13 protein-coding genes are annotated in these 13,390 nt (G+C 60.0%); 4 read left to right on the top strand and 9 right to left on the bottom strand.

The window, feature by feature from the left end; all coding sequences use genetic code 11:
- Positions 1-34: 34 nt before the first annotated feature.
- Both AACY08_RS14530 and xerD read right to left on the bottom strand, forming a co-directional pair.
- A complete protein-coding gene (locus AACY08_RS14530; RefSeq protein ID WP_064053737.1) occupies positions 35-766 on the bottom strand; it encodes a thioredoxin fold domain-containing protein in 732 nt (243 codons plus the stop codon).
- Positions 767-907: 141 nt separating this feature from the next.
- Positions 908-1,804, bottom strand: a complete 897-nt coding sequence (gene xerD / locus AACY08_RS14525) for a site-specific tyrosine recombinase XerD (protein ID WP_339470057.1) — start codon at positions 1,802-1,804, stop codon at positions 908-910.
- 107 nt (positions 1,805-1,911) lie between these two features.
- Between xerD and AACY08_RS14520 the strand changes: the two genes are divergently transcribed.
- Positions 1,912-3,711: a cation:proton antiporter gene (locus tag AACY08_RS14520; protein ID WP_339417308.1), complete on the top strand. Its 1,800-nt coding sequence runs from the start codon at positions 1,912-1,914 to the stop codon at positions 3,709-3,711.
- Between the two features lie 87 nt (positions 3,712-3,798).
- Here the strand turns inward: AACY08_RS14520 and rplS are convergent, their stop codons facing one another.
- The 5 genes from rplS to ffh all read right to left on the bottom strand — a co-directional run bounded on the left by rplS (position 3,799) and on the right by ffh (position 7,371).
- Positions 3,799-4,149 (bottom strand): 50S ribosomal protein L19, encoded by a 351-nt coding sequence (rplS, locus tag AACY08_RS14515; RefSeq protein WP_003175895.1) that lies wholly within the window; start codon positions 4,147-4,149, stop codon positions 3,799-3,801.
- A gap of 45 nt (positions 4,150-4,194) precedes the next feature.
- Complete coding sequence (gene trmD, locus AACY08_RS14510) at positions 4,195-4,968, bottom strand: tRNA (guanosine(37)-N1)-methyltransferase TrmD (protein ID WP_339417309.1); 774 nt, start codon at positions 4,966-4,968, stop codon at positions 4,195-4,197.
- Positions 4,950-5,486 (bottom strand): ribosome maturation factor RimM, encoded by a 537-nt coding sequence (gene rimM / locus AACY08_RS14505; protein ID WP_339417310.1) that lies wholly within the window; start codon positions 5,484-5,486, stop codon positions 4,950-4,952. The genes trmD and rimM overlap by 19 nt, the downstream gene beginning before the upstream one ends.
- A gap of 5 nt (positions 5,487-5,491) precedes the next feature.
- Positions 5,492-5,743 carry a 30S ribosomal protein S16 gene (gene rpsP / locus AACY08_RS14500; protein WP_003175899.1) on the bottom strand — a complete coding sequence of 84 codons (252 nt, stop codon included), beginning with the start codon at positions 5,741-5,743 and terminating at the stop codon, positions 5,492-5,494.
- A 251-nt stretch (positions 5,744-5,994) separates the two neighbouring features.
- The gene (gene ffh, locus AACY08_RS14495) at positions 5,995-7,371 is read right to left on the bottom strand and encodes a signal recognition particle protein (protein WP_339417311.1); all 1,377 of its coding nucleotides are present in this window, start codon (positions 7,369-7,371) and stop codon (positions 5,995-5,997) included.
- A gap of 234 nt (positions 7,372-7,605) precedes the next feature.
- On the opposite strand from ffh, the gene AACY08_RS14490 reads away from it, so the two are divergent.
- From AACY08_RS14490 to AACY08_RS14480, 3 genes are all read left to right on the top strand, one after another.
- Positions 7,606-8,418: a cytochrome C assembly family protein gene (locus tag AACY08_RS14490; protein ID WP_370467834.1), complete on the top strand. Its 813-nt coding sequence runs from the start codon at positions 7,606-7,608 to the stop codon at positions 8,416-8,418.
- 12 nt (positions 8,419-8,430) lie between these two features.
- On the top strand, positions 8,431-9,672 hold the full coding sequence (locus tag AACY08_RS14485) for a transporter associated domain-containing protein (RefSeq protein ID WP_339470055.1): 1,242 nt from the start codon (positions 8,431-8,433) through the stop codon (positions 9,670-9,672).
- A 385-nt stretch (positions 9,673-10,057) separates the two neighbouring features.
- Complete coding sequence (locus tag AACY08_RS14480) at positions 10,058-11,368, top strand: MFS transporter (RefSeq protein WP_339470054.1); 1,311 nt, start codon at positions 10,058-10,060, stop codon at positions 11,366-11,368.
- A gap of 106 nt (positions 11,369-11,474) precedes the next feature.
- On the opposite strand, the gene purT is transcribed toward AACY08_RS14480, so the two are convergent.
- Positions 11,475-12,656 (bottom strand): formate-dependent phosphoribosylglycinamide formyltransferase, encoded by a 1,182-nt coding sequence (gene purT / locus AACY08_RS14475; RefSeq protein WP_314567802.1) that lies wholly within the window; start codon positions 12,654-12,656, stop codon positions 11,475-11,477.
- A 70-nt stretch (positions 12,657-12,726) separates the two neighbouring features.
- Complete coding sequence (locus AACY08_RS14470; RefSeq protein WP_049711670.1) at positions 12,727-13,194, bottom strand: VUT family protein; 468 nt, start codon at positions 13,192-13,194, stop codon at positions 12,727-12,729.
- Between the last annotated feature and the right edge of the window lie 196 nt (positions 13,195-13,390).

Here is a 13,390-nt window from a genome sequence, read left to right as displayed (position 1 = left end):
GGGCCATGATCGTCAAAGGTTCGACGATGCTGGTTTATTTGGCACTCAGCGCCAGTTTGGCAACTTGTGGCGCCGGCTGGTAGCCCGGAATCACTTGGCCGTCAGCCAAAACGATGGCCGGTGTACCGTTCACGCCAATGGACTGCCCCAGCGCGAACTGCTTGGAAACCGGGTTGGCGCACTTGGCGGCTTTGATTTCCTTGCCGTCGACCATCTTGTCCATGGCCGCTTTTTTGTCGGCCGAGCACCATACGGCTTGCAGTTGCTCGTCACCCGGCGAGCCCAGGCCCTGGCGCGGGAACGCTACATAGCGCACTTCCACGCCCAGCTTGTTGAGCGCGGGCACTTCGGCGTGCAGCTTGTGGCAGTACGGGCACGTGGTATCGGTGAACACCGTGATGTGAGTCTTGGTCTCGCCGATCGCCGGGTAGACCACGGTTTCAGCCACAGGGATGCCATTGATCAGCTTGGACACGCCCAGGCGCTCTGCTTTCTCGGTCAGGTTGACCGGTTTGCCGTCCTTCAATTGGAACAGGTAACCCTGGACGATGTACTGGCCGTCGGCACTGGCGTACAGCACGCGGCTGCCCTTGAGCTTGACTTCGTAAAGGCCGGCCATCGGGCTGGCACTGATGCTTTCGATCGGGGTGTCGAGCTGCAGGTTGGCCAAGCTCTTGCGGATGGTCTGCTCGGCAGCGTCATCGGCGACAACAAAGGTGGAAACCAACGCAATGGCTGCGGCGGCAATAATCTGGGTCAAGCGCATGGGAACTCCTGAAGGCAGATGCAGGGACGGGCGCAAGACATGGGTCTGTTAATACAGGTCTGAGCCGTCCCCTTTGCTAACCGGCAAAGCCTACCACAGTTGGGCCGCAGGGCAGCCCGTGGCGGGATAAATTGGCGGTTTTCAGCCTCTCGGGTGGTGCTTGGCGTGCATTTCCTGCAAACGTGCGCGCGCCACGTGGGTGTAGATCTGGGTGGTGGATAAGTCGCTGTGGCCGAGCAGCATTTGCACCACGCGCAAATCCGCACCGTGGTTGAGCAAATGGGTGGCGAAGGCATGGCGCAACGTGTGGGGCGACAGGGACTTGCTGATCCCGGCGACCTTGGCCTGATGCTTGATGCGGTGCCAGAAGGTCTGGCGGGTCATCTGTTCACCGCGCAGGCTGGGGAACAACACATCACTGGGGCGTCCGCCAAGCAGTTCGCTTCGGGCATCACGCATATAGCGCTCGACCCACACTATCGCCTCCTCCCCCATGGGTACCAACCGCTCCTTGCTGCCCTTGCCCATCACCCGCAATACCCCCTGGCGCAGGTTCACTTGCTCCAGGGTCAGGCTGATCAGCTCGGTTACCCGCAGGCCGCAAGCGTACAAAACCTCGAGCATGGCGCGGTCGCGCTGGCCGATGGCTTCGCTGAGGTCGGGGGCAGCGAGCAAGGCCTCCACGTCATTTTCCGACAAAGACTTAGGAAGCGGCCTACCTAATTGTGGCATGTCGACTTGTAGAGTCGGATCGGCTGCGATCAGCTTTTCGCGCAGTAAATAGCGATAAAAGCCACGCACACCCGAGAGAAATCTCGCAGTAGAACGTGGCTTGTAGTGTTGCTCCAGACGCCAGGCTAAGTGATCGAGGATCAGCTCGCGTCCGGCATCGGTCAGCTCGAGGTTTTTCGCCTGCAACCAGCCGTTGAACAGGGCCAGGTCACTGCGGTAAGCCTGGCGTGTGTTGTCCGACAAGCCTTTTTCCAGCCAAAGGGCGTCGAGGAAACGGTCGATAAGAGGATGATCAATGGCGGGCATGGGCACTCAAGTGACGCGGCACGGGGCTTTGCGGCAATTAATTAGTGAACTGTGATTAGGGTCACTAGTCTTTCATAGCCCGCTACTTCAAGGAACAGGGAGCTTTAATGAACGAACAACAGATTTTGTTGGCCTTTGGCGGCATTGGCGTGGCCGCACTCGGCTGCCAATGGCTGGCCTGGCGCCTGAAACTGCCGGCAATTCTGTTCCTCTTGCTGAGCGGGATTCTGGCCGGGCCGGTACTGGGCTGGCTCGACCCGCAGGAAATGTTCGGCCCCTTGCTGATGCCACTGGTGTCGTTGGCAGTGGCGCTGATCCTGTTTGAGGGCAGCCTGACGCTGCACCTGTCGGAATGGAAGGAGATTGGCAGCGTCGTCCACCGCCTGGTGACCCTCGGCGCACTTTCGACTTGGGCGGTAATCACGCTGGCAACCCACTGGCTGCTGGGTTTCGACTGGATGCTGGCGCTGCTGTTCGGCACGCTGACGTTGGTGACGGGCCCGACGGTGATCGTCCCGATGCTACGCGTGGTGCGCCCCAAAGCCTCCATCGCCAACATCCTGCGCTGGGAAGGTATCGTCATCGACCCGATTGGTGCACTGCTGGCCGTGGTGGTCTACAGCTTCATCATCAGCCGCGCTTCCGGTGATGGCTTGAGCCATAGCCTGCTGACTTTCGGCGGCGTGATTGCCTGCGGTAGCCTGTTCGGGGTTGCCGGCGGCTGGCTGCTGGGGCAGATCATGCGTCGACAGTGGTTGCCGGAATACCTGCACAACCTGGCGACCCTGGCCGGGGTGCTGGGCGTATTCATCGCCGCCAATGAAGTCATGCACGAGTCAGGCCTGTTGGCGGTAACGCTGATGGGCATGTGGATGGCCAACATGAAAGGCGTGGATGTGCGACACATCCTGCACTTCAAGGAAAACCTCAGCGTACTGCTGATCTCCGGCTTGTTTATCCTGTTGGCGGCACGCCTGGACCTGAATGCATTGATTGCCCTGGGGCCCTTCGTCCTGATCCTGTTGCTGATCATTCAGTTTATTGCACGCCCCCTCAATGTCGCGCTGTCGACCGCCGGTTCGAAGCTGAACTGGCGGGAACGCGCACTGCTGGCTTGGATTGCGCCCCGTGGGATTGTGGCCGCAGCGGTGTCGGCGATATTTGCGATTCGCCTGGATGAAGCCGGTCACGAAGGTGCATTGCTGCTGGTGCCGCTGACCTTTGCGGTGATCATCGGCACCGTGGTACTGCAAAGCGCCACCGCCCGCCCCCTGGCCCGCCTGCTGAAAGTCGCCGAGCCTGCGCCCAGTGGCTTTCTGATCGTCGGTGCAAATGGCCCGGCGCGCATCCTGGGCAAGGCTCTACAGCAATTGGGCAGCCGCGTGCTGTTGACCGACTCCAGCTGGGAAAACATCCGCGCCAGTCGCATGGAGGGGCTACCGACCTACTTCGGCAACCCGGCCTCGCAGCATGCCGAATCGCACCTGGACCTTGTGGGGCTCGGACATTTGCTGGCACTTTCGCCCTCGGGTGAACTGAATACCCTGGCCGCCATGCGCTTTCGCCACGACTTCGGGCATCGCCTGTTCACCCTGACCAGCAGCCAGGAGAGCCGTCGCACGGACAAGCACCGGGCCAGTCATGAACACCGCGGGCACCTGCTGGGCAGCCAACCCTTGAGCTATACCAAGCTCGCCAGCCTGCTGGGGCAAGGCGCCGAGCTGTACACCACCCACCTGACCGATGGGTTTGGATGGAATGACTACCAGGCACTGCATGGTGAACGGGCGATCCTGTTGTTTGCCCGTGACAACAGTGGCTGGGTGCATGTGGTAACACCAGAGAGCGGTTTGAAACCAGTGGCGGGATGGGCGTTATTGGCAGTCATCCAGCCAGGGCAGTCCTAGCCTCAACTGCCACCCTGCGATCCACACAAATCGCAGGCACAAAAAAGCAGCCCGTAGGCTGCTTTTTTCTGCATCGGGAAGCTGGACTTAAGCCAGTTTTTCCTTGATGCGAGCTGCTTTACCGGACAGGTCACGCAGGTAGTACAGCTTGGCTTTACGTACGTCACCGCGACGCTTGACGGCCATGCTGTCGATTTGCGGGCTGTAGGTCTGGAAAGTACGCTCTACGCCAACACCGTTGGAGATTTTACGAACAGTGAAAGCACTGTTCACACCACGGTTACGCTTGGCGATTACCACGCCTTCGAACGCTTGCAGACGCGAACGGTCGCCTTCCTTCACTTTCACCTGAACGACAATAGTGTCGCCCGGGGCAAAGGTAGGGATCTCTTTGGTCATCTGCTCTGCTTCGAGTGCAAGGATGATTTTGTTAGTCATGCTGTGCTCCTAAGGTAAGTCAATGGACCTACCATCGATACGTTGTTAACTATCGTCCCGCGCGAGGATGTATTCCTCGAGCAGCTTCTTCTCTTCTCCAGAAAGCGAGCGGCTATCCAGAAGATCGGCGCGTCGTTCATAGGTCCGACCAAGGGACTGCTGTAAACGCCAACGCCGGATGTGTGCGTGATTGCCACTTAGCAATACGTCGGGAACACGCTGATCCGCATACACCTCCGGTCGGGTGTAGTGCGGGCAATCCAGCAAACCGTCCGTGAAGGAATCTTCCTCCGCGGAGTCCGCATGCCCTAAAGCTCCAGGCAGCAGTCGTGTAACCGCATCTATCAGGACCATCGCCGGCAGCTCGCCGCCAGACAGGACATAGTCCCCAATCGACCACTCTTCATCGACATGAGCGTCAATAAAACGCTCGTCAATGCCTTCATAGCGACCGGCAATCAGGATCAGTGCTTCCTCATTCGCCAGTTCGCGGACCCCAGCCTGTTTCAGCTGACGGCCTTGAGGGGACAGGTAAATTACCTTCGCCTTCTCCCCGGCGGCGGCCTTGGCCTGAGCCAACGCGTCTTCCAGGGGCTTGATCTTCATCACCATGCCTGGGCCACCGCCAAATGGGCGGTCATCCACAGTGTGATGTCGATCCGTCGTGTAGTCTCGCGGGTTCCAACAGGTAAGCTGCAACAGCCCCTGTTTCACCGCCCGACTGGTGATGCCGTACTCGCTGATAGCGGAAAACATCTCGGGAAACAAACTGATCACTTCAATGCGCAGATTAGCCACGCTTAGAAGTCCGCATCCCATTCCACCTTCATCTCGCCCGCCGCCAGGTCAATGGCCAACACGCATTGCTCTGTATAGGGCAACAAGCGTTCGCGATCATCCAGGCTGCCAGCGCAAGGCTTGACCACCATTACATCGTTGGCGCCGGTTTCCAGAAGATGATCGATTTTCCCGAACAATTGCCCGAGTTGATCAATAACCTTCAGACCTTCCAGCTGGTACCAGTAGTACTCGCCGTCGGTCAATTCAGGGAACAGGTTGCGCGGCACGCAGATCTCATAACCGGCTAGAAGACGAGCTTCTTCACGATCATCAAGACCCTTGAGCTTTGCGACCAGGAACTTATCGCTCCCGCGTCCACTGACCAGCTCGACCTGTTTCACACTACCTTCGCGCTTGAGCGTCCAGGTTTTGTACTGCAACAGGTTTTCAGTCGGATCAGTAAAGGAATACACCTTCACTTCGCCGCGAACGCCATGAACAGAGTAAATCTTGCCGATAACGATCAAATCATCAGCAACAGCTGGCGTCGCGCTCATATTGCTCAGGCTGCGGCCTTAGCCGAGTCCTTCAACAACTTTGCAACGCGCTCGGATGGCTGTGCACCAACGCTCAGCCAGTAGGCTACGCGCTCTTGGTTCACGGACAGACGAACTTCTTGACCACGAGCAACAGGGTTGAAGAAACCAACCTGTTCCTTGTGCGAACCGTCGCGCGGGTTGCGGCTGTCGGTTACGGTCAAGTGGTAAAACGGGCGCTTTTTGGAGCCGCCAAGGGCAAGACGGATTGTTAGCATGTGAACATCGTTCCTGTAGTCGGTGCTGCAAATCTAAATGCACAGCGGGCATAGGTGCCCGAAAGGCCGCATATTCTAAGGAATATCCGGACTTTTGCAAATGTCTTTTTCTGGCGCCTATCAGCGTGCCATTCAGATCTGCTATAGAGCCGTCGATTAAAACGGCAGGTCAGCCCCCGCCAATAGCGGGTTTGCTGGAGATCCCACGTCCCTGTGGGTCGGAGCGCAAGCCGGGCTTGCGCTCGAATACTTTACATTTTCGGCATACCGCCGCCGGGCAACATACCGCCCATGCCGCGCATCATCTTGGCCATACCGCCCTTGGCGGAGAATTTCTTCATCATCTTCTGCATCTGCTTGTGTTGCTTGATCAAGCGACCGATGTCCTGCACCTGGGTGCCGGAACCCATGGCGATCCGACGCTTGCGCGAACCGCTGATCAGCTCAGGGTCGCGGCGCTCGGCCGGGGTCATGGAGTTGATGATGGCTTCCATCTGCTTGAACTGCTTCTCTGCCGCACCCTGGGCATTGCCCATTTGCGCCAGGTTGACACCGCCGATGTTCGGCAGCTTGTCCATCAGGCCGCCAAGGCCGCCCATGTTCTTCATCTGTTGCAGCTGGTCGCGGAAGTCTTCGAGGTCGAAGCCCTTGCCCTTCTTCAGCTTCTTGGCCAGTTTATCGGCCTTGTCCTTGTCGAGCGTGGCTTCGGCCTGCTCGATCAGGCTGAGCACGTCGCCCATGCCGAGGATTCGCGAGGCAATACGCTCGGGGTGGAACGGCTCGAGCGCTTCGCTCTTCTCGCCCATACCGATGAACTTGATCGGCTTGCCGGTGATGGCACGTACCGACAACGCGGCACCGCCACGCGCGTCACCGTCGACCTTGGTCAGGATCACGCCGGTCAGCGGCAGTGCGTCACCAAAAGCCTTGGCGGTGTTGGCCGCATCCTGGCCGGTCATGGCATCGACCACGAACAGCGTCTCGACCGGGTTGATCGCAGCGTGCAACGCTTTGATCTCGCCCATCATCTCTTCATCGATGTGCAGGCGACCGGCGGTATCGACGATGACCACGTCGATGAATTTCAGCTTGGCTTCTTTAATAGCTGCGTTGGCGATGTCGACCGGCTTCTGGCTCAGGTCAGACGGGAAGAAGGTCACGCCTACTTCGCTGGCAAGCATTTCCAACTGCTTGATGGCCGCCGGACGGTACACGTCGGCCGACACCACCATGACGGACTTTTTCTTGCGCTCTTTAAGGAAGCGCGCCAGCTTGCCGGCGGTGGTGGTTTTACCCGCACCCTGCAGACCGGCCATCAATACGACGGCCGGCGGCACGGCGCTGAGGTTCAAGTCTTCGTTGGCCGCGCCCATCAGGCTTTCGAGCTCGGCCTGGACGACCTTCACAAAGGCCTGGCCCGGCGTGAGGCTGCGGGACACTTCGGTGCCTACCGCGCGCTCTTTGACCGAGTTGACGAAGTCCTTCACCACCGGCAAAGCCACGTCGGCTTCCAGCAACGCCATGCGCACTTCACGCAAGGTGTCTTTAATATTGTCCTCGGTCAGCTTGGCCTTGCCGGTGACATGGCGCAGCGTCTGCGAGAGACGGTCAGTCAGGTTTTCAAACATGCGCGATCCTTTCAGGCCCTATTCAACGAAGTGCATCGGTAGACCGAGGTAATGGCGGCCCAGGCTGCGGTAAATCGCTATTTGAAACAGCGCTCGGCGAGCCTGCGGCGTGGGCAGGTCGCGGATTATAGCGAAGACTGCCGCCATGCACACCCGCTGTCTGGCCTGAGAGTCTTTCGTGTTACGCAGGGGTATGCCAAACTCAGCGCCTTTCGGGCTTGCCTATCAGGATTTATGCTCCCTTTGCCACCCAGTTTGCTACCCAGCCTCGCCGCCGCCATTTTGTATGCCGCTGCGACTCTTTATCAGGGCACTCGTCTGGCCCAAGGCACCAAGGCGGATAAACGCCTGCTGGTCGGCCTTGGCGTCCTAGCCCTGCTGGCTCACGCTGCCAGTCTTTTTAGCCACCTGATGACCCCAGTCGGCCTGGGCCTGGATTTTTTCAGCGCCGCCAGCCTGATTGCGGCGGCCGTCATCGCACTGACCTTGCTGGCCTGTTATCGGATTCCCGTCGAGAACCTGCTGGTGCTGCTATTCCCACTGGGCATGCTGACCGTGTTGCTGGCGCAATTCGCGCCCACTGGCACGGTGCAGGTGATTGATGAAGAGCCGGGCATCCTCGCGCACATCCTGCTTTCCATCCTGGCCTACGGTATGTTCACCATTGCCGTCTTCCAATCCCTGCTCCTGCTGCTGCAGGACCACCAGCTCAAGCACAAGCACCCCTCGGGGCTGATCAAGAACTTCCCGCCGCTGCAAACCATGGAAAGCCTGCTGTTCGGCTTCCTCTGGGCCGGCTGGACGCTGTTGTCGCTGTCGCTGATTTCCGGCTGGCTGTTCGTCGAAAACCTGTTCGCCCAGCACTTGGTGCACAAGACCCTGCTGGCGTGCCTGGCGTGGGTGGTGTTCAGCGTGTTGCTGTGGGGCCGCAACCGCCTCGGTTGGCGCGGGCACAAGGCGATCCGCTGGACCCTGGCTGGTTTCTGCCTGCTGATGCTGGCCTATTTCGGCAGCAAGCTGGTTCGCGAATACATCCTGCACATCTGACGGGCTGCGATCATGGACAACTTGCCGCTGGAGCCGATGCTCGCAGTAATCGCCTTGCTGGTGTTATGGGCCGCGCTGTTTACCGCCATCGAAGCCGCGCAACAACACTTGCTGGCCTTGCGCCCGGGTACACGCCAGGGTGACAAGGCTGCCGCCCGCCTGAGCTTCCCGCGTAACAGCCTGATCCTGTGCAACAGCCTGTGTCGCGCCGCAGTGGTCATCCTCTGCACGCTGCTGGCGATCTATGCCTGGGCGCAGAACGGCCCCTGGCTCGGCTGGCTGATCTCCTGCTCGATCCTGCTGATACTCGCCGACTACCTGCCCCGTGCCCTCGCCGTTCGTTATCCGCAAGCGGTGCTGGGCTTTGGCAATACGCTTTTGGGCATGCCGCTGAAAATCCTTTACCCCCTTGCCTGGCTGCTCAATGGCATCAGCCTGTTACTGTTGCGTCCATTCGCACGTCAATCCGGCGTGGTGAAAAAGAGCGATGAACCGCTGCCCGACCACGACCACGACGAAACGGAACCGGAAGCCGACGAAGACCAGCGCCCCGGCATGCCCGGCATTCACGCCCTGGACAACATCACGGTCAACGACATCCTGGTACCGCGCAGCGAAGTGGACGGCATCAACCTGGATGACTCGGCCGAAGAAATCATCGAGCAACTGCGCACCTCCGAGCGTACGCGCCTGCCGGTGTTTCACAGTGATATCAACCAGGTCCAGGCGGTGCTCAACACGCGGCAGATCCAGCACCTGCTGCCCGACGCCAGCCTGACCAAGGAAGCGTTGCTCGCCGCCTGCCACGAACCCTATTTCGTTCCCGAAAGTACGCCGCTGCAACTGCAACTGCTGAACTTTCACAAGCAGCAGCGACGCCTGGGCATGGTGGTAGACGAGTACGGCGAAGTGCTGGGCATTGTCACCCTGGAAGATATCCTCGAAGAAATCGTCGGCGAATTCGAGAGCGAACAGAGTACCGACAACCCGCATATCGAAGCGCAACCGGATGGCCGCTATATCATCGATGGCGCCGCCTCGATCCGCGAACTGAACAAAAGCCTGAACTGGCACCTGCCCAGCGACGGCCCCAAGACGCTTAATGGCCTGGTGACCGAAGCACTGGAAACCATCCCAGACTGCGCGGTGTGCCTGAAAATCGGGCGCTATCGCCTGGAAATCCTCGAGACCGAGGACAACCGCGTGAGCAAGGTACTGATCTGGCATACCAGCAGGATGCCGGTGGCTGCCTGAATCAACTCGTTCCCTGTGGGAGCTGGCTTGTCGGATCGCCGCACCGCTGCGATAAAATCACTTCGGTTTCACTGAATGACCGATGTGCCTGCGTCGCAGCGGTGCGACGACTCGACAAGCCAGCTCCCACGTAGACCCCACTCCAAACCTTAGATCCTCGCCCCCCCCTTGTTGTATCCGCAAACCCCTTCCTATAATCCCTGCGGCTTACCAGAGCCCCGCCAGACCGTGTGCTACCCGCACCCAACGCGTCCAGGCACCGCTTCATCCTGTCTGACCGGTGTTCGCTCCCATCCCGAGCCGCCCCGCGCACTACCCTGATCCATGGGTGTTCGACCAATAATAATCCGCGTTCAAACGCGCAACGACCATCAGGGATACTGCCATGAGCACCATCTATAACGAGGCCGCGCCCGCCGCCCCGACCAACTCGACTGCACGGGTTGCCACCGCGAGCATTGTCGGCACCGCCATCGAGTTCTACGATTTCTATATCTACGCCACGGCTGCTGCGCTGGTGATCGGCCCGGTGTTCTTCCCGCAGACCTCGGGCACCGCGCAGATGCTGGCGTCGTTCCTGACCTTTGGCATCGCCTTTATCGCCCGCCCGCTGGGCTCGGCGCTGTTCGGCCACTTCGGCGACCGCATCGGCCGCAAATCCACACTGGTGGCGTCCTTGCTGCTGATGGGCGTGTGCACCACGCTGATCGGCTTATTGCCCGGTTATGACAGCATCGGGGCCTGGGCGCCGATCCTGTTGTGCGTACTGCGTTTCGGCCAGGGCCTTGGCCTGGGCGGGGAATGGGGCGGCGCGGCACTGCTGGCGACCGAGAATGCGCCCAAGGGCAAACGCGCATGGTTCGGCATGTTTCCGCAGCTTGGGCCATCCATCGGGTTCCTGGCGGCCAACGGCTTGTTCCTGATCCTGGCCATGAGCCTGAACGACGAGCAATTTCGCAGCTGGGGCTGGCGCATTCCGTTCATCCTCAGCGCCGCGTTAGTGATGGTTGGCCTGTACGCACGGCTGAAGCTGCATGAAACCCCGGTATTCGCCAACGCCGTGGCCAAAGAAGCACCAATAAAAGTGCCGCTGGTGGAACTGTTCAGCCAGCATTGGCTGCCCGTACTGCTGGGCGCCATGTCCATGGTGGTGTGCTATGCGCTGTTCTATATCACCACGGCGTTTTCCCTAAGCTACGGCGTTTCGACCTTGGGCTACAGCCGTGAGACCTTCCTTGGCTTGTTGTGCTTCGCCGTGCTGTTCATGGGCCTGGCCACGCCGCTGGCAGCCCTGGCGAGTGATCGTTACGGGCGCAGGCCGGTGCTGATCGTCGGTGCGATCCTGGCGATCCTGTCGGGCTTCACCATGGAGCCGCTGCTGACCCACGGCTCGACCTGGGCGGTGGCGCTGTTCCTGGCCTTGGAGCTGTTCCTGATGGGCGTGACCTTCGCGCCGATGGGCGCCATGCTGCCGGAGTTGTTCCCAACGCGCGTGCGTTATACCGGCGCGTCGGCGGCGTATAACCTGGGTGGGATCGTTGGGGCTTCAGCGGCACCGTTCTTCGCGACCAAGCTGGTGGCGATGGGTGGGCTGAGTTATGTCGGTGGGTATGTGTCGGCGGCAGCGTTGCTCAGTTTGATTGCTGTGCTGTGCCTGAAAGAGACGCGGGATAATGACTTGAACAAGGTCGCCTGATAGACCCCCTTCGCGAGCAAGCCCGCTCCCACAGTTTGACCGCATTTATCCAATAGGAACGCGGTCGAATGCAGGAGCGGGCTTGCTCGCGAAAGGCGCGCCTCGATTACAGCTCGACTACAACGGCTTTGGAAGCACGGGTAGCCTTCGCCCGAGCCGCTTCAATCGACTCATCCCGCGCCAACGCCACACCCATCCGCCGCTGCCCCTTCACTTCCGGTTTGCCAAACAGGCGCAACGCCGTGTCCGGTTCGCTCAACGCAGCGCCAAGGTTGGCGAACGCCGTCTGGGTCGACTGCCCTTCCACCAGGATCACCGCCGAAGCCGAAGGCCCGAACTGACGGATCAACGGAATCGGCAACCCCAGGATTGCGCGAGCGTGCAGCGCGAACTGCGACAAGTCCTGGGAAATCAGGGTTACCAAGCCCGTGTCATGCGGACGCGGCGATACTTCGCTGAACCACACCTGATCACCCTTGATGAACAACTCCACGCCAAACAGGCCACGGCCACCCAGGGACTCGGTCACGGCCTTTGCAACGCGCTCGGATTCGGCCAGCGCAATCGGGCTCATGGCCTGTGGCTGCCAGGATTCCTGGTAGTCGCCCTTCTCCTGACGATGGCCAACCGGTGCGCAGAACGTGGTGCCACCGACGTGACGCACCGTCAGCAAGGTGATTTCGTAGTCAAAGTCGATAAAGCCTTCGATGATCACCCGGCCTTTACCGGCTCGCCCGCCTTCTTGGGCGTAATCCCAGGCTTTCTGCACGTCGTCAGCGCTGCGCAACAGGCTCTGGCCCTTGCCCGACGAACTCATCACCGGCTTGACCACACACGGGAAGCCCAGGTCTTGCACGGCCTTGCTGTAGTCTTCGAAGGTATCGGCGAAGTGGTACGGCGAGGTCGGCAGGTCCAGCTCTTCGGCGGCCAGGCGACGGATGCCTTCGCGGTTCATGGTCAGCGAGGTAGCGCGCGCGGTCGGGATCACGGTGAAGCCTTCGGCTTCCAGCTCGACCAAGGTGGCAGTGGCGATGGCTTCGATTTCCGGCACGATGAAGTGCGGCTTCTCGGCTTCGATCACGGCACGCAGGGCGGCACCGTCGAGCATGTTGATGACGTGGCTACGGTGCGCCACCTGCATGGCCGGCGCGTTGGCGTAGCGATCCACGGCAATCACTTCAACGCCCAGGCGCTGCAGTTCGATTACCACTTCCTTGCCCAGCTCACCGCAGCCACACAGCAAAACGCGGGTCGCGGTTGGCGACAATGGAGTTCCGATTCGGGTCATCTCAGGTCCTCAGGGGGAGCGGATCATGGGGAGAAAGGCCGGCATTTTACATGAACTGTAAAAATTGGCCTCAGTTGGCGACGGCACGCTTGCGGATCCGCCACGCCATGATCAGCCACACCACCGTGACGCCGGCAAATTTCGACACCAGTGCGGTGCCCGCTACCGCGGGAGTGAGCGCGCCGATCAGGCCGAAAAAGATAAAGGTGTCGAGGGGAATGCTCAGCGCCGAACTGATCCACAGGCGGTCGTGGAGCGGGCGCTTGGTGATGCTGAACACCAGCCAGTCGATGCACTCGGAGACCGCAAACGCTGTGGCACTGGCCAATGCGATAGAAGGGTCGGAGGTGATATACGACAGCACCAGCGCCGCCAGCATGGCGAGGATTGCGCCGTGACCGAAGCGGGTTTGCACCATGTCGCGCAGGATAAACACCAGGCCACCCCAGGCGGACCAGATGACATCCAGGTGCGGGGCGGTGGAAAAGGCGAAGTTGATCAGCACGACGCTGCTGATATAGGCGATCAGGAAGAGCATGGGGGGGGCCTGTGGGTGATGCCGCACAGGGTACTTCACAATTGGAAAGATGTCGTCTGGGAGGGCCTCATCGCAGGCAAGCCAGCTCTTATCAAACAAAAATTAACTCATTGTTTTTGCTCTTAAAATTTAAGCCGCTTTAACCAGCTGCAATCCCAGTTTGCGTGCCTTGCGTTCCAAGGCGCGCATCTGCCGA

Source organism: Pseudomonas sp. EL_65y_Pfl1_R83 (genome assembly GCF_963970695.1).
Lineage (GTDB): Bacteria > Pseudomonadota > Gammaproteobacteria > Pseudomonadales > Pseudomonadaceae > Aquipseudomonas > Aquipseudomonas tritici.
Note: the sequence above shows the minus strand (reverse complement) of the source record. Positions and strands in the feature narration are given on the sequence as shown.

Coding starts and splice junctions, on each gene's coding strand:
- AACY08_RS14530 (WP_064053737.1), bottom strand. CDS start 766: ATGCGCTTGACCCAGATTATTGCCGCCGCAGCCATTGCGTTGGTTTCC.
- xerD (WP_339470057.1), bottom strand. CDS start 1,804: ATGCCCGCCATTGATCATCCTCTTATCGACCGTTTCCTCGACGCCCTT.
- AACY08_RS14520 (WP_339417308.1), top strand. CDS start 1,912: ATGAACGAACAACAGATTTTGTTGGCCTTTGGCGGCATTGGCGTGGCC.
- rplS (WP_003175895.1), bottom strand. CDS start 4,149: ATGACTAACAAAATCATCCTTGCACTCGAAGCAGAGCAGATGACCAAA.
- trmD (WP_339417309.1), bottom strand. CDS start 4,968: ATGGGATGCGGACTTCTAAGCGTGGCTAATCTGCGCATTGAAGTGATC.
- rimM (WP_339417310.1), bottom strand. CDS start 5,486: ATGAGCGCGACGCCAGCTGTTGCTGATGATTTGATCGTTATCGGCAAG.
- rpsP (WP_003175899.1), bottom strand. CDS start 5,743: ATGCTAACAATCCGTCTTGCCCTTGGCGGCTCCAAAAAGCGCCCGTTT.
- ffh (WP_339417311.1), bottom strand. CDS start 7,371: ATGTTTGAAAACCTGACTGACCGTCTCTCGCAGACGCTGCGCCATGTC.
- AACY08_RS14490 (WP_370467834.1), top strand. CDS start 7,606: ATGCTCCCTTTGCCACCCAGTTTGCTACCCAGCCTCGCCGCCGCCATT.
- AACY08_RS14485 (WP_339470055.1), top strand. CDS start 8,431: ATGGACAACTTGCCGCTGGAGCCGATGCTCGCAGTAATCGCCTTGCTG.
- AACY08_RS14480 (WP_339470054.1), top strand. CDS start 10,058: ATGAGCACCATCTATAACGAGGCCGCGCCCGCCGCCCCGACCAACTCG.
- purT (WP_314567802.1), bottom strand. CDS start 12,656: ATGACCCGAATCGGAACTCCATTGTCGCCAACCGCGACCCGCGTTTTG.
- AACY08_RS14470 (WP_049711670.1), bottom strand. CDS start 13,194: ATGCTCTTCCTGATCGCCTATATCAGCAGCGTCGTGCTGATCAACTTC.